General features: G+C 75.0%; 19 protein-coding genes. 7 read left to right on the top strand and 12 right to left on the bottom strand.

What is annotated here, in order from left to right; genetic code table 11:
* The 8 genes from B0E53_RS16115 to B0E53_RS16150 form a co-directional block, all read right to left on the bottom strand.
* Positions 1-518: biotin carboxylase N-terminal domain-containing protein (locus B0E53_RS16115; protein WP_281492869.1), on the bottom strand; the 518-nt coding region annotated here is incomplete at its 3' end.
* A gap of 13 nt (positions 519-531) precedes the next feature.
* Positions 532-2,133: a carboxyl transferase domain-containing protein gene (locus B0E53_RS16120; protein ID WP_107076824.1), complete on the bottom strand. Its 1,602-nt coding sequence runs from the start codon at positions 2,131-2,133 to the stop codon at positions 532-534.
* Positions 2,130-3,299 (bottom strand): acyl-CoA dehydrogenase family protein, encoded by a 1,170-nt coding sequence (locus tag B0E53_RS16125; RefSeq protein ID WP_107076825.1) that lies wholly within the window; start codon positions 3,297-3,299, stop codon positions 2,130-2,132. The genes B0E53_RS16120 and B0E53_RS16125 overlap by 4 nt, the downstream gene beginning before the upstream one ends.
* Entirely contained in the window at positions 3,296-4,975 is a 1,680-nt protein-coding gene (locus B0E53_RS16130) for an acyclic terpene utilization AtuA family protein (protein ID WP_107076826.1), read from the bottom strand. The genes B0E53_RS16125 and B0E53_RS16130 overlap by 4 nt, the downstream gene beginning before the upstream one ends.
* Positions 4,972-5,766, bottom strand: a complete 795-nt coding sequence (locus B0E53_RS16135; RefSeq protein WP_107076827.1) for a TIGR03084 family metal-binding protein — start codon at positions 5,764-5,766, stop codon at positions 4,972-4,974. The genes B0E53_RS16130 and B0E53_RS16135 overlap by 4 nt, the downstream gene beginning before the upstream one ends.
* 15 nt (positions 5,767-5,781) lie before the next feature.
* A complete protein-coding gene (locus B0E53_RS16140; protein WP_107076828.1) occupies positions 5,782-6,426 on the bottom strand; it encodes a TetR/AcrR family transcriptional regulator in 645 nt (214 codons plus the stop codon).
* 156 nt (positions 6,427-6,582) lie between these two features.
* Complete coding sequence (locus B0E53_RS16145; protein WP_107076829.1) at positions 6,583-7,326, bottom strand: metallophosphoesterase family protein; 744 nt, start codon at positions 7,324-7,326, stop codon at positions 6,583-6,585.
* Between the two features lie 236 nt (positions 7,327-7,562).
* Positions 7,563-8,240 carry a Crp/Fnr family transcriptional regulator gene (locus tag B0E53_RS16150; RefSeq protein ID WP_007073398.1) on the bottom strand — a complete coding sequence of 226 codons (678 nt, stop codon included), beginning with the start codon at positions 8,238-8,240 and terminating at the stop codon, positions 7,563-7,565.
* Positions 8,241-8,459: 219 nt separating this feature from the next.
* On the opposite strand from B0E53_RS16150, the gene B0E53_RS16155 reads away from it, so the two are divergent.
* The 6 genes from B0E53_RS16155 (at position 8,460) to B0E53_RS16180 (ending at position 13,824) form a co-directional block, all read left to right on the top strand.
* Positions 8,460-9,122, top strand: a complete 663-nt coding sequence (locus B0E53_RS16155; RefSeq protein ID WP_107076839.1) for an adenosylcobinamide amidohydrolase — start codon at positions 8,460-8,462, stop codon at positions 9,120-9,122.
* Positions 9,123-9,207: 85 nt separating this feature from the next.
* On the top strand, positions 9,208-10,431 hold the full coding sequence (locus tag B0E53_RS16160) for a CapA family protein (protein ID WP_107076830.1): 1,224 nt from the start codon (positions 9,208-9,210) through the stop codon (positions 10,429-10,431).
* 62 nt (positions 10,432-10,493) lie between these two features.
* Entirely contained in the window at positions 10,494-11,273 is a 780-nt protein-coding gene (nth, locus tag B0E53_RS16165; protein ID WP_107076831.1) for an endonuclease III, read from the top strand.
* Complete coding sequence (locus B0E53_RS16170; RefSeq protein ID WP_107076832.1) at positions 11,270-11,872, top strand: TlpA disulfide reductase family protein; 603 nt, start codon at positions 11,270-11,272, stop codon at positions 11,870-11,872. Before nth ends, B0E53_RS16170 begins: the two co-directional genes overlap by 4 nt.
* Complete coding sequence (locus B0E53_RS16175; RefSeq protein ID WP_107076833.1) at positions 11,869-12,558, top strand: CoA pyrophosphatase; 690 nt, start codon at positions 11,869-11,871, stop codon at positions 12,556-12,558. Before B0E53_RS16170 ends, B0E53_RS16175 begins: the two co-directional genes overlap by 4 nt.
* Before the next feature lie 87 nt (positions 12,559-12,645).
* The gene (locus tag B0E53_RS16180; protein WP_107076834.1) at positions 12,646-13,824 is read left to right on the top strand and encodes a MarP family serine protease; all 1,179 of its coding nucleotides are present in this window, start codon (positions 12,646-12,648) and stop codon (positions 13,822-13,824) included.
* A 21-nt stretch (positions 13,825-13,845) separates the two neighbouring features.
* Here the strand turns inward: B0E53_RS16180 and B0E53_RS16185 are convergent, their stop codons facing one another.
* The 4 genes from B0E53_RS16185 to eccCa all read right to left on the bottom strand — a co-directional run bounded on the left by B0E53_RS16185 (position 13,846) and on the right by eccCa (position 20,863).
* Positions 13,846-14,568, bottom strand: coding sequence for a phosphatase PAP2 family protein (locus B0E53_RS16185; RefSeq protein WP_107076835.1), 723 nt, complete (start codon positions 14,566-14,568; stop codon positions 13,846-13,848).
* A gap of 30 nt (positions 14,569-14,598) precedes the next feature.
* Positions 14,599-15,396: a phosphatase PAP2 family protein gene (locus B0E53_RS16190; protein WP_107076836.1), complete on the bottom strand. Its 798-nt coding sequence runs from the start codon at positions 15,394-15,396 to the stop codon at positions 14,599-14,601.
* 100 nt (positions 15,397-15,496) lie between these two features.
* On the bottom strand, positions 15,497-16,828 hold the full coding sequence (mycP, locus tag B0E53_RS16195; RefSeq protein WP_107076837.1) for a type VII secretion-associated serine protease mycosin: 1,332 nt from the start codon (positions 16,826-16,828) through the stop codon (positions 15,497-15,499).
* Positions 16,829-16,915: 87 nt separating this feature from the next.
* Positions 16,916-20,863, bottom strand: coding sequence for a type VII secretion protein EccCa (gene eccCa / locus B0E53_RS16200; RefSeq protein ID WP_107076838.1), 3,948 nt, complete (start codon positions 20,861-20,863; stop codon positions 16,916-16,918).
* Between the two features lie 100 nt (positions 20,864-20,963).
* On the opposite strand from eccCa, the gene B0E53_RS16205 reads away from it, so the two are divergent.
* Positions 20,964-21,349 (top strand): EsaB/YukD family protein (locus B0E53_RS16205; RefSeq protein WP_210406084.1); only part of this gene is annotated, 386 nt, incomplete at its 3' end.

Here is a 21,349-nt window from a genome sequence, read left to right on the forward strand (position 1 = left end):
CCCGCCACGGCCTCGGCGAGCCCGGCGGCGTCGCGGACCACCCGCATGCCCCGGCCGCCGCCGCCCGCGGCCGCCTTGACCAGCACCGGGAAGCCCGTCACCTGGTCGGCCTCGGTCCAGGTCGGCAGCATCGGCACGCCCGCGTCGGCGAGCAGCGCCTTGGCCGCCATCTTGTCGCCCATCGCGGCGATCGCCTTGGCCGGCGGGCCGACCCAGGTCAGCCCCGCGTCGGTGACGGCCGCGGCGAAGTCGGCGTTCTCGGCCAGGAAGCCGTAGCCCGGGTGGACCGCGTCCGCGCCGGCCCCTCGGGCCGCGTCCAGGACGAGGTCGATCCGCAGGTACGTCTCGGCCGGTGTGTTCCCGGGCAGCCGGACGGCCAGGTCGGCCCCGGCCACGAAGGGCGCGCCGGCGTCCGCGTCGGAGTGCACCGCGATCGTGGTGATGCCGAGCGTGCGGCAGGTGGCGAAGATCCGGCGGGCGATCTCGCCCCGGTTGGCGACCAACAATCTCTGGATCATTTTGGTAGCCCTCTCACATCCGGAAGACGCCGAAGCCGTCGGCGCCCTTCACCGGTCCGTTGTGGATCGCCGACAGGCAGAGCCCCAGGACGGTACGGGTGTCCCGGGGGTCGATCACCCCGTCGTCGTAGAGCCGGCCGGAGAGGAAGAGTGCCCCGGACTGGGACTCGATCTGCTGCTCGACCATCATCCGCATGGCGGCGTCGGAGTCCTCGTCGTAGTCGCGGCCCCGGGCGGCGGCGGCCTGCCGGGCGACGATCGACAGCACCCCGGCGAGCTGCGCCGGCCCCATCACGGCGGACTTGGCGTTCGGCCAGGTGAACAGGAACCGCGGCTCGTACGCCCGGCCGCACATGCCGTAGTTGCCGGCCCCGTAGGAGGCGCCGAGGTTGACCGTCAGGTGCGGGACCGTCGAGTTGGACACCGCGTTGATCATCAGGGCGCCGTGCTTGATGATGCCGCGCTGCTCGTACTCCGTGCCGACCATGTAGCCGGTGGTGTTCTGGAGGAAGACCAGCGGGGTGTCGGCGGCGTTGGCGAGCTGGATGAACTGGGCGGCCTTCTGCGCCTCCTCGCTGAACAGCACGCCCCGGGCGTTGGCCAGCACGCCGACCGGGTAGCCGTGCAACTCGCCCCAGCCGGTGACCAGCGCGGTGCCGTAGTTCGGCTTGAACTCGTCGAACTCGCTGCCGTCCAGGACCCGGGCCAGCACCTCGCGCGGGTCGAACGGCACCTTGAGGTCGGCGCTGGCGATGCCGAGCAGCTCGTCCGGGTCGTACTTGGGTGGCTGGGGGAATGGGTTGCGCGGCGGCGGACCCTGCTTGCGCCGGTTGAGCCGGCGTACGCACTGCCGGGCCAGCCGGATGCCGTCCCGCTCGTCCTCGGCGAGGAAGTCGGCCAGGCCGGACCTCGTGGCGTGCATGGCCGCCCCGCCCAGCGACTCGTCGTCGATGACCTCGCCGGTGGCCATCTTCACCAGCGGCGGCCCGGCCAGGTAGACCTGCGACCGGTCCCGGATCATGATCGTGTAGTCGGACATGCCCGGCACGTACGCGCCACCCGCGGTGGCGTTGCCGAAGACCACGCTGACCGTGGGGATCTTCGCCGCGGAGAGCCGGGTGAGGTCCCGGAACACCCGGCCGCCCGGGATGAAGATCTCCGCCTGGGTGGGCAGGTCCGCGCCGGCGGACTCGACCATGTTCACCATCGGCAGCCGGTTGGCCAGGGCGATCTCGCCGGCCCGCCGGGTCTTGGCGAGCGCCCAGGGGTTCACCGCCCCGCCGCGTACCGTGGGGTCGTTGGCGACCACGAGGCACTCCACGCCCTCGACCACGCCGATGCCGGTGACCGTGCTGGCGCCGACCGGGAAGTCGGTGCCGTAGGCAGCCACCGGCGACAGCTCCAGGAACGGGCTGTCCGGGTCCAGCAACAGCTCGATCCGCTCCCGGGGGAGCAGCTTGCCGCGCTGGTGGTGCCGGGTCACGTACTTCTCGCCGCCACCGGCCCGGGCCTGGTCGAGCGCGGCCTCCAGCTCGGCGAGGCGCTCCAGCAGGGCCGCCCGGTTGGCCCGGTAGGTCGGCGAGGACGGGTCGAGCTCGCTGTCCAGTGTCGTCACAGGCCCATGCCCTTCGCGATGATCTCGTTCATGATCTCCGTGGTGCCGCCGCCGATGCCGAGGATCCGGGCGTCCCGGTAGTGCCGTTCCACCTCGGCGTCACGCAGGTAGCCGAAGCCGCCGTGCAGTTGCAGCGCCGCGTCGACGACGAAGTCGCAGGCTGCCACCGCGACGTTCTTCGCCATCGCCACCTCGGTCACGACCGGCTCGCCCGCGGCGACCCGCTCGGCCACGTCGTGCACGTACGCCCGGGCCGCCTCGGCGCGCGTGTGCATCTCGGCCAGCCGGTGCCGGACGAGCTGCCGGCTGGCCAGCGGGCGGCCGAAGGTGGACCGGTCCCGGCACCAGCGGGTGGCCAGCTCCACGCAGCGCTGCGCGGTGGCGTAGGCCTGGGTGGCCAGGGAGAGCCGTTCGGTGGCGAACTGCTGCATGATCGCCAGGAAGCCGGTGTCCTCCGGGCCGATCCGGTTCGCCACCGGCACCCGGACGTCGACGAAGGAGAGCTCGGCGGTGTCGGAGCAGTGCCAGCCCAGCTTCTCCAGCCGCCGGCCGACGGTGAAGCCGGGCATGTCCTTCTCGATCACGAGCAGGCTCAGCGAGCCGGAGCCGGGGAAGTCGGTGCAGACGGCGGTGGTCACGAAGTCGGACCGGACACCGCTGGTGATGTAGGTCTTCGACCCGTTCACCACGTAGTGATCGCCGTCCCGCCGGGCGCAGGTGCGGATGCCCGCCACGTCGGAGCCGCCGTCCGGCTCGGTGATCGCCAGCGCGCCGATCATCGTCCCGGCGAGCGTCGGCCGCACGTACCGTTCGATCAGGTGCTGCGGGCCGGCGGCCACTGAGCCAGCACCGCCGCCGCAGGCGGCGACGATGTGCGGCAGCGCGATGCCATGCGTGAACAGGGCCGCGACCAGCCCGGACGAGCCGCCCGAGCGGATGATCTCCTCGGTGACCAGAATCGAGTCGAGCAGGTCCCCGCCGCTGCCGCCGACCGACTCGGGGAAGCCGATGCCGAGCAGCCCGATCTTCGCGGCGGTCTCGTGCAGCGACCGGGGCACCTCGCCGGCCCGCTCCCAGTCGTCCAGGTAGGGCAGGACCTCCTTGGTCACGAAGGCCCGGGTCAGCTCGCGGAGCTGCCGCCGCTCGGGAGTGTCCACGATGGTCACGACGGCACCCCCGGGGTGAGGTCGGCGGGCAGGTCGACGATCCGGGAACGGAGCAGCTCGCCGAGCGCCTTGGCCTGCGGGTCGAAGCGGGTGGAGGCGGCCACGCCCTGGCCGAGCAGCCCCCGGATCACGAAGTTGACCGCGCGCAGGTTCGGCAGCTCGTACCGCTCGACGGTCAGCGGTCCCGTCTCCGGCAGCAGCTCGGCCAGCCGCGCGACGGTCAACCAGCCGCGCAGCCAGGCCCAGGTGGCGTCGGTGCGGGCCCAGACGCCGAGGTTGGCGTCCCCGCCCTTGTCGCCCGACCGCGCCCCGACCAGCTCGCCGAGCGGTGCCCGCCGGGTCGGCCCGGTGTCGAACTCCGGTGCGGGCACCGACCCGTACGCCGGCGGCGCCCCCGTCCGCGCCGGCGGGGCGATGGGCACCCGCGCCCCGTCCGGCAGCACGGCCACGTGCGCGACCGCGTCCTGCGGCACGGCGTCGGCGGTGAACACCCCGTACGGGGTGGCGTCGCCGGGCAGGGTGGTCAGGGTGCAGCCCGGGTAGGAGGCCAGCGCCAGCTCCACGGCGGCCGCCGAGAAGGCCCGCCCGGCCCGCGCCTTGTCGCCGTCCCGCAGGTGTACGTGCAGCAACGCGCTCGCCGCCTCGGTGTCGGTGGCGTCCGGGTGGTCGGTCCGGGCCAGCGTGAACTCCAGCCCCTCCTTGCCGACCGCCTCCTCCAACTGCTCCCGGACCAGGGCCGCCTTGGCCGGGATGTCCAGCCCGCAGAGCACGAACGTCATCGAGTTGCGGAAGCCGCCCAGGTTGTTGACGCCCACCTTGAGGGTGTCCGGCGGGGGCGTGCCCCGGACACCGGTGACCCGCACCCGGTCCGGCCCCTCCTGGGCCAGCTCCACGGTGTCCAGCCGGGTGACCACGTCCGGCCCGAGGTACGCCGGCCCGCCCACCTCGTACAGCAGTTGGGCGGTGACCGTCTCGACGGTGACCGCGCCGCCGGTGCCGGGGTGCTTGGTGAGCACCGCGGAGCCGTCCGGGTGCAGCTCGGCGATCGGGAAGCCGGGGCGGTGGCCGCCGTCGGGCAGTTCGGTGAAGAAGCTGTAGTTGCCGCCGGTGACCTGCGCCCCGCACTCGATGAGGTGCCCCGCGACGGTCGCGCCGGCCAGCGCGTCGAGGTCGTCCCGGGTCCAGCCGAAGCGGGAGATGGCCGGGCCGACCGCCAGCGAGGCGTCACTCACCCGCCCGGTGACCACCACGTCCGCCCCGGCGTCGAGGCAGGCCGCGATCCCGAACGCCCCCAGGTAGGCGTTCGCGGTCAACGCGTCCGGCCGGGCGAGGGCGTCGCCCTCGACGTACCCGATCCGGACGGTGAGGCCGAGCCGGTCGGCGAGCGCGCCGATCGCGGCGGCCAGCCCGGCCGGGTTGAGCCCGCCGGCGTTGGTGACCAGCCGGACCCCGCGCTCCAGCGCGGTGCCGAGGGTGCCCTCCAGCTGGCGCAGGAACGTCTTCGCGTAGCCGAGCGAGGGGTCGCGCATCCGGTCCCGGCCGAGGATCAGCATGGTGAGCTCGGCCAGGTAGTCGCCGGTCAGCACGTCCAGCTCGCCGCCGTCGAGCATCTCCCGCCAGGCGGAGAGGCGGTCGCCGTAGAAGCCGGACGCGTTGCCGATCCGCAGCACGCTCACCGGACCACCCCGCTGCCCGCCGCCGCCCGCTTCCCGCCGGGCGGCCCCGCGAACGCCTGGGCCACGTCCAGCCACTCGTCGGCGACCGGCCCGGTGGCGACCAGCGTCACGTCGGCGCGGTGCCGGCGCTGGGTCACCAGCAGGCAGAAGTCGAGCGCCGGGCCGGTGACCCGGTCGGCCGCGTCCTCCGGCCCGAAGGCCCAGGTGTCCCCGTCAGGTGCCACCAGCTCGACCCGGACCGGCGCCGTCGGCACCGCGCGGCCGTGCGCCGCGAAGCCGTGCCCGAGGGTACGGAAGCCCAGGTGCGCGACGTGCCGCAGCCGGGCCGTCGGGGTACGCCGGACGCCCAGCGCGTCGGCCACGTCCTCGCCGTGCGCCCAGGTCTCCATGAGCCGGGCGGTCGCCATCGAGGCGGGCGACATCCGGGTGCCGTACCAGGGCAGCTTCTCCCCGGCCGGTGCGGCGGCGAGCGCCGCCGCGTGCGCGGCCCGGCCCGCCCGCCAGCGGGCCAGCAGCGCGGCGGGCGGGGCGAGGAACGCCTCGGCGCCGTCGTCGACCAGCCGGGACGGATCCGGGGCGCCGGTGACGGAGGCGAAGAACGCCGCGGTGTCGGTCGCCGCGAGGTGGGCCACGTGGTCGGTCCAGGCCAGGTGGGCGATCTGGTGGGCGACGCTCCACCCGGGAGCCGGGGTCGGCCGCGCCCAGGCTTCCGGCGGCAGCGGCGCGACGAGGGCGTCGAGCTGCTCGGACTCGGCGGTCAGGTCCGCGAGCAGGGCTGTCAGGTCGGCCATGGGGCCTCCGGGGAGTCAGTGCGGCCGCGCGCTCCCGGGCGTGGGCGGGCCGGCGTCGGGGGTGAGCAGGGCGGCGAGCTGGCGCTTCCAGGTGTGCAGCAGGGCGGCGCGGCGGGCCGAGTCGTCGCTGAGCAGGTTGGCCACGCCGAGGCCGCGGAGCAGGTCGAGGGTGGCCTGCACCGCCTCGCGGACGCCGGGTCGCCGCTCGTCCACGCCGAGCAGCTCGACGGTCAGCCGGTGCATCTCCCGGCCCACCCGGGCTTCGAGCGGGACCAGGGCGTCGCGCAGTTCGGCGTCGGTGCGGGCGGCCACCCACAGCTCCAGCGCGGCGACGAAGAGCGGCCCGGTGAAGGCGGCGGCGAGCAGGTCGACCACCCGGTCGAGCCGCCGCGGGCCGGCCGGCAGCGCGGCGGCCTCGGTGCGCAGCTCCGCCGCCCGGCGCTCGGTGAGGTGGGTGACCGCGGCGGTGACCAGGGCGGCCTTGGTCGGGTAGTGGTGCAGCTGGGCGCCCCGGGAGACGCCCGCCCGGGCCGCCACCACGGTCGTGGTGGTGCCGGACCAGCCGTGCTCCACCAGGCACTCGACGGTCGCCTCCAGCAGCCGGGCCTGGGTGGCGCGGCTGCGCTCCTGCTGAGGGACGCGGGTCGATGCGGTGGGCACGGGGACAGCGTGCCGCCCCCGAAACAAACAGTCAAGCCTGACTTTTTCTAGGGCGGTCGTCCGGCTCGCCGGCCGATCTCGCGGCGGCCACCGGGGAGCTGATGTCACAGACGATTCACACTTCTCGCGCGCCCTCGCTGGTCCGGCCTCCGGCGGTCAGCGGCCGTCGCGTGGGCCGAAGACGGTGAGCGCGTCGGCGTCGGAGTGGCGGGAGCGCAGGTACTCGTCGGCCCAGGCGGCGGCGTCCGGGAAGCCCGACTCGGCGGCCACCCGGGCGCAGGCGGCGTCCACGTCGAAGCCGGTCCGGCGCAGTTGCACGCCCGGCCCGAGCAGCGCCCACCAGGCGCCCGCGCCGCCGTACGGCATGCCGACGCTGCCCGGGTTGACCACCAGGCGGCGGTCGACCAGCCGGGTGAACGGCATGTGGGTGTGCCCGCAGACGACCGTGCCCACCTCGGCCGGCAGCCCGGCGAAGACCTCGGCCCACCGTTCCAGCCGGGAGTCGACAAGCACCACCTCCTCGTCGTCCCGGGGCGTGGCGTGGCAGAAGAGCACCTGGCCGAGGCCGGCGACCGGCAGCGTGACGGTCGGCGGCAGCGCGGCCAGGCGGGCCACCTGGTCGTCGCGGAGCTGGGTCGCGGCCCAGTTGGACACCTCGATCTGCGCCGGTCGCCCGGCCCGTGCCTCGACCAGTTCGCGGTCGGCGTTGCCGCCAACCCAGCAGGCCCGGTCGCCGAGCGAGGCGAGCAGGTCGAGCACCTCGACCGGCTGCGGGCCGGCCGCGATGTCGCCGGTCAGCACGATCAGGTCGGCGGCGGCCACGTCCGGCTCGGCCAGGACGGCCTCCAGCGCCGGCAGCGCGCCGTGGATGTCGGAGAGGACAGCTACCCGCTCGATCATCGCCCCAGCCTGCGCCGCGACGGGCGGATGGTCCAGCGGTTCTGCGCCGGGCAGAGCCGGGACCGGCCCGGACCGCGGTGTCCCTGCGCCGGGCCGGGTTCCGCGCCCGGGCGCCCAGGACGGGACCGGCCCGGACCGCGGTGTCCCTGCGCCGGGACGGGTTCCGCGCCCGGAGCCCAGGACGGGACCGGCCCGGACCGCGGAGGCGGGCCGGGCCGGGACGTTGGTGGGAGGGGTCAGACCCGCGCGCGGCGGGCCAGGCGCTCCGGGTCGAGGATGATGATGCTCTTGCCGTCCAGCCGCAGCCAGCCGCGCGAGGCGAAGTCGGCCAGGGCCTTGTTGACGGTCTCCCGGGAGGCGCCGACGAGCTGGGCGATCTCCTCCTGGGTCAGGTCGTGGGTCACCCGCAGCACGCCGCCGTCGCGGGTGCCGAACCGGCCGGCCATCTGCAGCAGGTTCTTGGCGACCCGGCCCGGCACGTCGGTGAAGATCAGGTCGGCCAGCGAGTCGTTGGTCCGGCGCAGCCGGCGGGCCAGCACCCGCAGCAGCTGCTCGGCGATCTCGGGCCGGTTGTTCAGCCAGGGGCGCAGCGCCTGCTTGCGCAGCCGGACCAGCCGGGTGTCGGTGACCGCCGTGGCCGTCGCCGTACGCGGGCCGGGGTCGAAGAGCGACAGCTCGCCGACCATGTCCGACGGGCCCATCACGGCGATCAGGTTCTGCCGGCCGTCCGCCGCGCGGCGGCCTACCTTGATCTTGCCGGACAGGAGGATGTAGAGACTGTCGCCGGGCTCGCCCTCGTTGAAGACGACCTCGCCCTTGCGGACCTCGATCGTCTCCATCTCCTTGGCGAGCGCCTCGGCAGCCTCCGGGTCGACACCCTGGAAGATCCCGCTGCGGGCCAGTACCTCGTCCATCGCGCACCTCCGCTTGCGCGTGCCGTCCGTCGGCCGGGTCCGCCGTCCGCTGATCCCTCGCGCGCCGCCAGTCTAGGCGCACATGAGCAGGAATCAGAGGTGCACCCCTGGAATCTTGATCGTTGGGCGTAACCTGCCCGACCCGGTCAACGACTAGGATCCCGCCTCCGGTGCGGGCCGCCACCACCCGTCCCCACCTGTGATCGTAGGGTGACCGGCGTGCTGAGCGAGCCGTTCCTGACCAGCCGGCCCGAGGACGGGTCGGACATCCCGCTGCTGGTCTGGCGGGCCGAGGCGCCGCTGCTGGCGGTCGGCTCCGCCCCGCTGGGCGGGGGGATCGGCGTACGCCGGTGGGTGATCAACGCGACGGTGCCGATGTCGTACGACCGGGACGACCCGGCCGCGCACCTGGCCGAGCTGGCCGGCGGAGTCGGTCTGGCCGGGCCCGGCGTCGGGCTGCTGACCGGGGTCGACGTGACCGAGGTGGTGGCCCGCACGGACGGCGGCGTACGGGTCTGGGCGACGGTCGGCCTCGGCACCCCGGTCTGGGCGGCCGAGCCCGAGCCCGCCGCGCCCGCCCAGCGGGTCGGCACGGTCAACATCGTCGTGCACGTCCCGGTCCGGCTCGGCGACGCCGCCCTGGTCAACGCGGTGGCCACGGCCACCGAGGCGAAGGCCCAGGCGATCTGGGAGCTGGGGTTGCCGGCCACCGGCACCCCCACCGACGCGGTCACCGTGCTCTGCCCGGCCGACGGCGAGCCGGCCCCGTACGGCGGCCCCCGCTCGACCTGGGGCGCTCCGCTGGCCCGGGCCGTGCACGCGGCCGTCCTGGCCGGTGGCGCCGGCACGGTGGTGCCCTGGTCCGACCGGCGGGCGGGTTGAGGATGGGCCGGCCCGCCCGGCCGATCGGGTTTTCCGACCGATCGGCCCTCGTCGCGGCATTCCCGGGACGGTAGCGTCGCGCACGATGTACGCTCCCTCCCGCTCCGTGCCTCGTCCCCGTCGCCGCCTCTCCGCGGCCACCGGCGCGCGTCGCTCTCCAGCCATCGGCAAGCGCCTCGCCGCGGCCATCGGCGCGTTGCTCGTCGTCGCGCTCGCCGCCGGGTGCGGCGACGGTTCCAGCGACGGGCCGATCTGGCAGCCGGGCCAGGGCGGGGGGTCTACCGCCTCGGCGGGTCCCGCCGAGGCCGACCAGCCCGACGCGTCGGGCGAGCCGGCGGAGAAGTCGATCTCGCTGACCGCGACCGGTGACGTGATCATGGGCAACGCCCCGTCCCGGCTGCCGCCGAACGGCGGGAAGGGCTTCTTCGACGACGTCAAGGCCGCGCTCAAGGGCGACCTGGTGATGGGCAACCTGGAGGAGCCGCTCACCGACGACACCGGCGCCGGCAAGTGCGGCCCGCAGCCGAAGAACTGCTACCAGTTCCGGGCGCCCCCGGGTTGGGCGGCGCACCTGCGCACGGCCGGGTTCCAGCTGCTCAACCAGGCCAACAACCACGGCTACGACTACGGCCAGCAGGGCTACGAGAACACCCAGTCGGCGCTGGAGGCGCACGGGCTCAAGCACACCGGCGCGCCCGGCGAGATCACCGTGGTCGACGTCAAGGGCATCAAGGTGGCGGTGGCCGGCTTCTCGTCGTACCCCTGGTCGAACAGCCTGATCGACCTCGACGCGGCCAAGCAGGTCATCACCATGGCCAAGGGGATGGCCGACCTGGTCGTGGTGCAGGTGCACATGGGCGCCGAGGGCGCCGACCGGAGTCACGTGAAGCCGGGCACCGAGATGTACGTCGGAGAGAACCGGGGCGATCCGATCCGCTTCTCGCATGCCGTGATCGACGCCGGCGCCGACCTGGTGATCGGGCACGGCCCGCACGTGCTGCGCGGGATGGAGTTCTACAAGGGGCGGCTGATCGCCTACAGCCTGGGCAACTTCGCCGGGGGCGGGAAGTCGCTGAACAGCTCGGGCCGGCTCGGCTGGGGTGGCGTGCTGAAGGTGTCGCTGACCGCCGAGGGGCGCTTCGTCGGGGGCGAGTTCACCTCGACCGCGATGAACAGCGTGGGCCGGCCGGCCATCGACCGGCAGGACCGCGGCCTCGGGCTGGTCCGCGAGGTGAGCCGGGCCGACTTCCCGCAGAGCGGGGCGCGGCTCGACGGGGCCGGCAAGATCAGCGCTCCGGCGGGTGGCTGAGGCGTACCGCCGCCCGCGTGGGCCCCGCCGGGACGTCGTCCCCGCGACGTAGGCTGGCCGGCGTGACCACGCGCTCCCCCGAAACCGACCTCGGCCGTACGCGCCGCGCCCGGCGGATCGGCCGGGTGCTGACCGAGACGCACCCCGACGCGCACTGTGAACTCGACCACTCCAACGCGCTGGAGCTGTCCGTCGCCACGATCCTGTCGGCCCAGTGCACGGACAAGAAGGTCAACGAGGTCACCCCGAAGCTGTTCGCCCGCTACCGCACCGCGGCGGACTACGCCGGCGCCGACCGCGCCGAGCTGGAGGAGCTGATCCGGCCCACCGGGTTCTACCGGAACAAGACCAGCTCGCTCATCAACCTCGGCCGCGCCCTCTGCGAGCGCTACGACGGCGAGGTCCCCGGCCGGCTCGCCGACCTGGTCACCCTCCCCGGGATCGGGCGCAAGACCGCCAACGTGATCCTCGGCAACGCCTTCGACGTCCCCGGCATCACCGTCGACACCCACTTCCAGCGGCTGGTGCAGCGGTGGGGGCTGACTTCCGAAACCGACCCGGTCAAGATCGAACACGCCATCGGCGCGCTCTATCCGAAGCGCGACTGGACGATGCTGTCGCACCGGATCATCTTCCACGGCCGGCGGGTCTGCCACGCCCGCAAGCCGGCCTGCGGGGCCTGCACGCTGGCGAAGCTCTGCCCGGCGTACGGCACCGGGCCGACCGATCCGGTGGCCGCGGCCAAGCTGCTCAAGGGTCCCCGCGCCCGGGACCTGGCGGCAGCCGTCGGCATCGACCCCGACCTGGTGCCCCAGCAGGCGGTCGCGGCGGAGGTGCCGTGACCCGCCGGCTCGCCTACCTGCTCGTCCCGCTGCTGCTCGCGGTTGCCGGCTGCACCGGCAGCACCGAGGAGCCGGCGGGCCCGGCGCCGGCCACCCGGGCCGAGCGCCCCTCGCCGTTCGCCGACTGCGCCCCGCTGACCGCCGCGCCGCCGTCCGGCCCGGCCTCCTCCGGCGCCTCGGGTGACCCCCTGCCCGACCTGGCCCTCTCCTGCTTCACCGGGGGCGCCCCGGTGAACGTCCGCGACATCAAGGGGCCGGCGGTGATCAACGTGTGGGCGTCCTGGTGCCCGCCGTGCCGCAAGGAGCTGCCCGCCTTCCAGCGACTCAGCGAGCAGGCCGCCGGCCGGTTCCAGGTGATCGGGGTCAACAGCCGGGACAGCCGCGGCGGCGCGCAGTCCATCGGCGAGGACTTCGGCGTCCGGTTCCCCATGCTGGTCGACCAGGGGGACGCGTTCGAGCGGGCGCTCGGCCGCAACGCCTTCCCGCTGACCGTCCTGGTCGGCGCCGACGGGCGGATCCGGCACACCGACTCGACCGGCGCGCTCGACGACGCCCGCCTCGCCGAGCTGGTGCGTACCCACCTCGGGGTGCGGCTGTGACCCGACCGCCCGGCTGGCTCGACCCGCTGCTCGACCGACTCGGCACCGCGCGGGCCGAGGACTTCACCCGGCTCGCCACCCCCGAGAGCGGCGGTCGGGAGAGCGCGGTGCTGGTGCTGCTCGGCGAGGAGTCGGGCACCGGCCCGGACGTGCTGGTCCTCCAGCGCGCCGCCACGCTGCGCAACCACGCCGGGCAGCCGGCCTTCCCCGGTGGCGCGGCCGACCCGGAGGACGCCGACGCCAGCGCCACCGCGCTGCGCGAGGCGAACGAGGAGGTCGACCTCGACCCGGCCAGCGTGACCGTGCTGGCCGAGCTGCCCAAGCTGTGGATCCCGGTCAGCGACTTCCTGGTCACCCCGGTGCTCGCCTGGTGGCACGACCCGCACCCGGTGCACCCGCGCGAGCCGGCCGAGGTGGCGCACGTCGCCCGGCTGCCGATCGCCGAGCTGGTCGACCCGGAGAACCGGATGCAGGTACGCCACCCGAGCGGCTGGATCGGCCCGGCTTTCTCGGTGCGCGGCATGCTCGTCTGGGGCTTCACCGCCGGGGTGCTGAACACGCTGCTGGAGATGGGTGGCTGGGCCCGCCCGTGGCCGCGTTCCCGGGTGGTGGAGCTGCCGCCGACCGGCGCCGCCCCGGCCCCCTCGGCCGGCACCGACGCGGTCGACGAGAGCCCGGTCCGCTGAGCCGACCGGGATCACCGGCGCGGGTCTGAAGGTCACGTTCAGCGAGCGGTCAGCCTCTTCCGGGCACGGTGCCCGTACCCTGGGGGCGTGTCCGCCGTGGATCTCGTACTGCTCCTGCTCATGCTCGTGTTCGCGATCAGCGGATACCGTCAGGGCTTCGTCATCGGGGCGCTGTCGTTCTCCGGTTTCTTCCTGGGCGCGCTGCTGGGGCTGCAGCTCGGGCCGCTGGTCGCCCGGCAGTTCACCGACAGCGGCACCCGCGTGCTGATCTCCCTGGTCGCCATCTTCGGGCTGGCCGTGCTGGGGCAGGCGCTGGCCGGCTGGCTCGGCTCCAACCTGCGGGCGGCGATCACCGGGCCGGCCGGGCGGAAGATCGACGACGCCGGCGGCGCGATCATCTCGGTCTTCGCCCTCATGCTGGTGGCCTGGCTGGTCGCCGTGCCGCTGGGCTCCTCGTCGGTGCCCTGGCTGGCCTCCTCGGTGCGCAACAGCGCGCTGCTGACCGTGGTCGACCGGGTGCTGCCGGACAAGGCGCAGGAGCTGTCCACGGCGCTGCGCGACACGGTCGACACCAACGGCTTCCCGGACGTCTTCGGCGACCTCGCGCCGACCCGGGCCCGGCAGGTCTCCCCACCCGACCCGGCGCTGGCCAACTCCCAGGTGGTGAAGAACAGCCAGCGGTCGGTCGTGAAGGTGCTGGGCTCCGCGCCGAGCTGCGCCCGCCGCATCGAGGGCTCCGGCTTCGTGTACGCCGACGACCGGGTGATGACCAACGCGCACGTCGTGGCGGGCACCCGCTCGGTGGCGGTGGAACTGCGCGGCGAGCGCTACGACGGCGAGGTCGTCGTCTACGACCCCGAGCGGGACCTGGCCGTGCTGCACGTACCGGGGCTGCCCGGGCCGTCGCTGCGCTTCGCCGCCGGGCAGGCCGGCAGCGGCGCCGACGCCATCGTGCTGGGCTTCCCCCTCGACGGCCCGTACGACGCCCGCCCGGCCCGGGTCCGGGACGTCGACCGGATCACCGGGCCGGACATCTACTCGTCCGGCGACGTGACCCGGGAGATCTACACGATCCGGGCGCTGGTCCGCAGCGGCAACTCGGGCGGCCCGCTGGTCTCCTCGAACGGGCTGGTGCTCGGCGTGATCTTCGCGGCCGCCGCGGACGACCCGAACACCGGCTTCGCGGTGACCGCGGCCGAGGCGCGGTCGGTGGCGCTGGCCGGCGCGGAGCGTACCCGGGGAGTGGCCACCGGCGAGTGCACCTGAGCCGGCAGCGGGCGACGGCGGTCAGCCGGCGGCGGCGCCGGCCCGGGTCACGTCGTCGCCGGAGCGGCCGACCGGCAGTTTGGCCCGGCCCCAGGTGAGCGTGCGGTCGAGCACCGCCCGCGCCATGATCGCCACGCAGACGCCGCCGTTGAGGAAGGACGCCGCCACGTCGCTGGGATGGTGCATGCCCCGGTACATCCGGGTGACCGCGACCCCGACCGGCACCAGCACCAGCACCATCCACCAGGTGACCTTGGCCGGGGTGCTCCGCGCCCGCAGCGCGAGCAGCACGGCGATGCCGACGTAGAGCGCCATCGCGGCGGACGTGTGCCCGGACGGGAAGCTGGAGGTCGGCGGCGAGTCGTCCATGTGCTCGACGGCTGGGCGGCGCCGGTCGATGGCCATCGTGGTGAAGAGGAAGATCAGCGCCTGCGCGTTCACCGCGGCGCAGAGGAAGATCGGCTCCCGCCAGCGGTGCAGGACCAGCCGCAGCACCAACGCCACCAGCACGGTCACCACGACGATCAGCTGGGTGCTGGCCAGCGTGCTGAACACCAGCGAGACGTCGTTCCAGCCCGGGGACCGGTGCGCGGCCAGCTCGCGGTTGACCGCGTCCTCCACGGTGAACGGCCAGGTCCTCGCGAGCACCCGGGTGACCAGGAGACCCAGCGCGACCAGGACGGAGAAGAGCAGGGCCATCGGCAGCAGGACCCGCCGGGCGATCTGGACCGCGACATCGGACATGAGCCGCCCTTTACCCTGGCGGGTGCCGGACTACGCGTGGCGGCCGTCCGGCCCCGGTTCGGCCAACTCCGGCTCGACCCCCTCCCGGGCGGTACGCGCCGGCCGCCGACCGACCCGGGTCCGCCAGGTGGAGAAGGCGGCCGAGGTGGCGGCGACCACCGCCACGCCGAGCAGCCAGCCGCCGACCACGTCGCTGGTCCAGTGCACGCCCAGCGCGATCCGGCTGAGCCCGGTCACCACCGCGATCAGCACCGCCGCCGTCCAGAGGGCGCCGCGCAGCGGCCGGCTGTGCCGGGCGAACGGCAGGAAGACCAGCAGCAGCACCCCGGCGGCCAGGGTGGCGTTCAGCGCGTGGCCCGACGGGAAGGAGTAGCCGGCCGCCCGGGCCACCGGGTCGAGCAGGTCCGGCCGGTGCCGGCCCACCAACAGCTTGAGCAGCGCGCCGAGCAGCCCGCCGACGGTCATGGTGGTGACCACCCAGATGGCCAGCCGGGGCGCGCCGCGCAGCAGCAACCAGACCACCGCCGCGGCGGTGGCCACCCGGAGCGGGCCGGGCCCGAAGACGTTGGTCCAGACCTCCATGAGCCGGACCCAGGCCGGGTGGTCGACGGCGTACCCGTGCAGGGCGTCGGTGATCGAGGCGTCCAGCCGGGACAGCGGCGACCAACTGCCCAGCACCAGCAGCGCGAGCAGGGCGAACGGCACCAGCACCAGGAAGGCGGCGGTGGCGGCCAGGGTCAGCCGGAGACCCAGCGATCGGTCCGGGTCGAGGCGGCGGCGCCGCCACGACCGCTCCTGCGGGGAGATCAGGTCGCCGGAGGTGTTCATGCGCTGTTCACTACCCAGGCTGGGGCCCGGTCAGACGGGCCGGACCGACGGCTCCAGCTCGCGGCGCGGCGACCACGCGCCGAGCTGGAGCCGTCGCCGGTCAGCGGCGGGACTGCCGGAACCGGCGGACCATCAGCGCGGTGCCGGTGACCAGGGCGACGAACAGGGCCAGGCCGGTCCAGAGCCGCTCCGGCGCCGAGTCGTCGGCCTGGCCGGCCGGGCGGGCCGACCACCGGGCCTGCTGGTTCGGGTTGTAGCCGAACGGATCGCCACCCTGCCCGGCCGCGGCGGCCCGGGTGTCCCGGCCCGCGCCGGGGGCCGGCCCGAAGCCCACCACGCCGGGAGAGTCGTTGTCGTCGAGCGGATTCCGGCCGACCGGCGGTACGTCGGTGGTGAGCGCGGCCACCGGGTCGACGAGGCCGTAGCCGAACCGGTCGTCGCGCCCGGTGGGGCCGAGGTCCCGGGCCGTGGTGATCAGCCGGTTGACCACATCCCCGGCGGACAGCTGCGGAAAGCGGGACCGGACCAGCGCGGCCGTCGCGGCGACCAGCGGGGCCGCGAAGCTGGTGCCCTGCACCCGCCAGTAGCCGCCGTTGGTACGGGCGCCGTAGAGCGCGGTGGCCGGCGCGGTGAGCACGGTCTGGTGGCCGGTGATCGAGCCCGACCAGAGGTTCTGGCTGTTGCGGTCCAGGCCAGCGACCGCCAGCACGCCCGGCTCGCGGGCCGGGTACCAGACCTGCGGGCTGTTCGAGGTGGCCAGGTTGCCGGTGCAGGCGACCACCACGACGTCCCGCGCGAAGGCGTAGTCGAGCGCCGCGGCCAGGGCCGGGCTGTCCCCGCCGCCGCCCAGCGACAGGTTGATCACGCGGGCGCCGTTGTCGACCGCCCAGCGCACGCCCTTGGCGACGATCATGGCGTCGTCGTACCGGTTCTCGTCGTCCAGCACGCGGACCGGGAGGATCCGCGCGTCCGGCGCCAGCCCCACCACGCCGCGGTCGTCGTCGGCCCGCCCGGCGATCAGCCCGGCCACCGTCGTGCCGTGGCCCACCGGGTCGGGCCCGTCCGCGCCGTCCGGCGTGACCAGGTCCAGGCCGGGGAGCACCTGGCCGGCCAGGTCGGGATGGGAACCGTCCACTCCGGAATCGATCACCGCGACCACCACGCCGCGGCCGGTCGACGTGCGCCAGGCGGTCCTCGCGCGCAACTCCTCGAGCTGCCACTGCTCTTCGCGGACCGGGTCGACGCGGGCCAGCGGGTTCACCGGGGCCAGCCGGGCGGATTCGCGGATCGCGACGGACGGGGCCGGGGCGGCGTGCGCGGGCGGTGCCGGCGGACCGGCCACGGCGGCCAGGACCGCCGCCGCGCCGAGCACCACGCGTCCGGCGAGACGCCGGGGCGGCGCGGTGGGAACTCCCTGCCGATCCCTGGTCACATTCCCCAGCCATTCATCGCGTCAGACACATGCCGCTCGGAGATTACCGGTTTTCCCGCGTGTCACGGTGCAACTCGGTGAGACCGGTCAGCCGGGCGGGAGATGGGCCAGCTGGACGAGGCGTACGCCCTCGCGCCGGGTGACCAGGCGACCGCGGCCCGGTGGCAGCGGACCGGCCTTCACCTGACCGACGAGCGGCCCCTCCTCCGGGCCGCCCGACATCACCAGCCCGGCCGTGGACAGCTCCCGTAGCCGCTGGATGATCGGCTCGAACGAGGTCCGGCCGGCGCCTCCGGAGCGGCGGGCCAGCACCAGGTGCAGGCCGACGTCCCGTGCGTGCGGCAGGTGCTCCTCCAGCGCCCGCAACGGGTTGGTCGGCCCGCCGGCCACCAGGTCGTAGTCGTCCACCAGCACGAACAGCTCCGGCCCGGCCCACCACGACCGGGTGCGCAGCTCGGCCGGAGTGACCTGCGGCCCGGGCAGCCGCCCCTGGAGGTAGCCGGCCGCCGACTCGATCAGCTCGGTGGTGTGCGGCGCGGCGGTCCCGTACCCGATGAGGTGCGCCGTCTCGACGGCGCCCATCAGGCTGCGCCGGTAGTCGACCAGGATGACCCGGGCCTGCTCCGGGGTGAACCGGTGGACGATCGAGGTGGCCAGCGCGCGCAGGAACGAGGACTTGCCGCACTCGGCGTCGCCGAAGACCACGAAGTTCGGCTCGGTGGCGAAGTCCAGCACCACCGGGCGCAGGTCGGCCTCGGCCACCCCGATGGGGAAGGCCAACCCGGTGGTCGCGGCCTGGTCCAGCTCGGCGTAGGGCAGCACCGGCGGGAGCAGCCGCACCCGGGGCGCGGCCGGCCCGGCCCAGGCCCCGGCGACCGCCTTGACCAGGTCCCCGGTCTCGGCGCCCAGGCCGGCGACCCGGGGCGCGGCGGCGAGGAAGTGCAGCCCGCCCGCGGTGATCCCGCGCCCCGGCCGCTCCTCCGGCACGGTCGCCGCCAGCGCGCGCTTGACCACCACCGAGTCGGCCGGATCGCCGAGGCGAAGCTCCAGCCGGGAGCCGAAGAGGTCGCGGATCGCCGGCCGGAAATCCGACCAGCGCAGCGCGCTCGCCACCACGTGCACCCCGTACGCCAGGCCCCGGGTGGCCAGCTCGGTGACCAGCGGCTCCAGGTCCTCGTACTCGCCGCGCAGGGTGTTCCAGCCGTCGATCACCAGGAACACGTCGCCGAACGGGTCGGTGCCGGGCCGGCCGCCGGCCGTCGCCGTGGCCCGCCGCCGGCGCCAGGCCGCCATCGACTCCACCCCCGCCTCGGTGAACCGCCGCTCCCGCTCGGTCAGCAGGGTGACCATCTCGCCGACGGTCCGGCGTACCGCAGTGTCGTCGGCCCGCCCGCTGACCCCGCCGACGTGCGGCAGGTCGCGCAGCGCCCCGAGCGTCCCGCCGCCGAAGTCCAGGCAGTAGACCTGCACCTCGGCCGGGGTGTGGGTGAGCGCTAGCGCGCAGACCAGGGTGCGGAGCAGGGTGGACCGGCCGCTGCGGGTGGTGCCGACCACCGCGACGTGCCCGGCGGCCCCGTCCAGGGCCAGCCAGAACAGGTCGCGGCGTTGCTCGAACGGCTTGTCCACCAGGGCCACCGGCACCTGGAGGGCGCCGTGCAGCTCCGGGTTGCCCACGGTGAGCCCGCGGGCCGGGTCGGCGCCGACCGGGCCGAGCAGCTCGTCGAGGGTGGGGGACTCGTCGAGCGGGGGCAGCCACACCTGGTGCGCCGGCGGGCCCTGGCCGGCCAGCCGCCCCACGAGCAGGTCGAGCAGGGTCTCGCCGCTCTCCTCCTCGGCGGTGAGGGCGGCCGGGATCGCCGGCTCGGGCGTCGGCACCAGGTGGGTGGAGAAGGTGAGCAGCCGGGGGTTGCCGGCGCCGGCCGCGCCCGCCGGGCCGCCGCGGCGGCGTACCGCGCCGGAGACGTACGCGGCCTTGAACCGGACCAGCGGGTCGGTGCCCGAGCGCAGGTAGCCGTGTCCCGGGCTGCGCGGCAGCTCGTGCGCGTCCGGCACCCCGAGCACCGTCCGGGACTCCAGCGCCGAGAAGGTCCGCAGCCCGATCCGGTACGACAGGTGGGTGTCCAGCCCGCGCAGCCGACCCTCCTCCAGTCGCTGCGAGGCGAGCAGCAGGTGCACGCCGAGCGACCGGCCCAGCCGGCCGATCTGTACGAAGAGGTCGATGAAGTCGGGCTTGGCGGAGAGCAGTTCGGAGAACTCGTCGCAGACGAGCAGCAGCGACGGCAGCGGGGCGAGCGGGGTGCCGGCTGCCCGGGCCCGCTCGTAGTCGCGTACGCCGGCGAAGTTGCCGGCCCGGCGCAGCAGCTCCTGGCGGCGCATCAGCTCGCCGTTGATGGCGTCGACCATCCGGTCGACCAGGGGCAGCGCGTCGGCCAGGTTGGTGATCACCGCGGCGGTGTGCGGCAGCCGTTCGAAGGGTGCGAAGGTGGCGCCGCCCTTGAAGTCGACCAGTACGAAGTTGAGCTGCTCCGAGCTGTGCGTGGCGGCCAGCCCGAGCACCAGCGTGCGGAGCAGTTCCGACTTGCCCGAGCCGGTGGCGCCGATGAGCAGCCCGTGCGGGCCCATTCCGTCCTGCGCCGACTCCTTGAGGTCCAGCTCGATCGCCCCGCCGTCGGCGCTCACCCCGATCGGCACCCGGAGCCGGTCCCGGGCCGCCCGGGGCGTCCAGCCCTGCTCGGCGGTGAAGTTCTCCGGGTCGCCGAGGCCGAGCAGCTCGGGCAGGCCCGGCTCGGCGCCGGGCGGGGCGTCCGGTCCGCGTACCGTGCCGGCCAGCCGCAGCGGCGCGAGCCGGCGGGCGACCGCCTCGGCGTCGGCCGTCCCCAGCGCGTCGGCCGCGCCCACCTCGGCGTGCCCATCGGCGGAGTACGAGTGCAGCCGGCCGTCGACCAGGTCGAGCAGGAGGGCGTACCGGTCGAGCAGGCGGGGCGGCGGGGTGTCCAGGTCGAGCACGGTGACCGCGTCGATCCCGCCGTCGCCGGCCAGGTCGGCGGCCCCGGTCAGGTCACCGCCGTCGAGCACCACCACCACGTGCGGCCCGTCGGTGGCCGGGCCGGCCGGGCTGAACCGGGACCGGCTGCCCAGCACGTCGTCGAGGAGCCGTTCCAGCTCGGCCGCGGAGCTGGTGACCAGCCGGACCGGGCCGAGCGCGTCGGTGCGCGCCGGGTGGTGGGCGTGCGGCAGCCACTTGACCCACTCCCACCGCGCCCGCCGTTCCGGCCCGGCGCACACCGCGATCAGCAGCTCGTCGGGGGCGTGGAAGACGGCGAGCTGGGTGAGCACGGCCCGGGCCAGCGCCTGGGCGGCCGGCGAGCCAGCACCGCCGGCCGGGCCGCGCACGAAGACCCGGGCGAAGCTGCGCAGCGAGAGCGCCACCGGCAGGTCCGGCACCACCGAGTACGCGTCCAGGAAGCGCCGCAGCGCCCCCGCGGTCATCGGCTCCAGCTCGTCCAGCGGCCGGGTGACCGGCGGGACCAGCGGGGTGGCCAGCGTCTGCGGCCCGACCCCGACCCGGACCACGGCGAAGTCCGGGTCGCCCGGCCGGCGCTCCCAGACCCGGTGGCTGTCCACGGTCGACCAGAGCCGCCCCGGGTCGGGGTGCCGGTAGTAGAGCCCGGCCCGCTGCGCCCCGGCGGTCTCCCGGATGCGGCGGCGCAGGGCGGCCAGGTGCCGCAGGTACTCCCGGCGGGCGGCCATCATCTCCGACTTCTTCGGGCCGGCGCTGCCCCAGGAGGTCACCAGCATCGCCACCGAGGAGAGCCCGAACATGCCGCCCACCACGTACGAGTAGGCGCCGCCGCCCCGGCCGAACATCATCGCCATGGCCACCGTCCCGCCGAGCATCGGCAGCACCATCAGCGCCTGCTGCCAGCGCCCGCCAGCCACCGCGGGGATCTCCGGCGGCGCCTCCACGGGCAGCTCACCGGCCGGGATCTCCGGCGCCGGGCGGCGTGGCGGCCGCTTGATGACGACAGTGGACACTGAGCCTCCCCATGGCTCTCGGTAACCCGAGCCTGGCTCATCGTAGGTAAAGTCCACTCGTCCGTCAGCCACCGTTCCCGCTCGATATGGAGAGAAATCGATGACAAGCGGGCTGGCCCGGGTCACGATCAGCGCCCCCCGGCGGCGGGTCGACGTGGCCCTGCCGGAGCAGGTCCCCCTGGCCGAGCTGCTGCCCGAGGTGCTGCGGCACGCCGGGGAGGGACTGGCCGACGACGGCGAGCGGCACGGCGGCTGGGTGCTGCGGCGGACCGACGGCGCCGTGCTGGCCACCGCACAGGCGCTGCTCCCCCAGGGCGTCCGCGACGGCGAGGTGCTGCATCTCGTCCCGGCCCGCACCGAGTGGCCAGAGCTGGAGTACGACGACGTGGCCGAGGCGATCGCCGACGGGGCCCGCCGCCGGGGCGCCGCCTGGTCGCCCCGGTCCACCCGGGCCGCGGCCCTGGCCGGGGCGGGCGTGCCGCTGGC

Source organism: Micromonospora sp. MH33, assembly GCF_003013775.1.
Taxonomy (GTDB): domain Bacteria; phylum Actinomycetota; class Actinomycetes; order Mycobacteriales; family Micromonosporaceae; genus Micromonospora; species Micromonospora fulviviridis.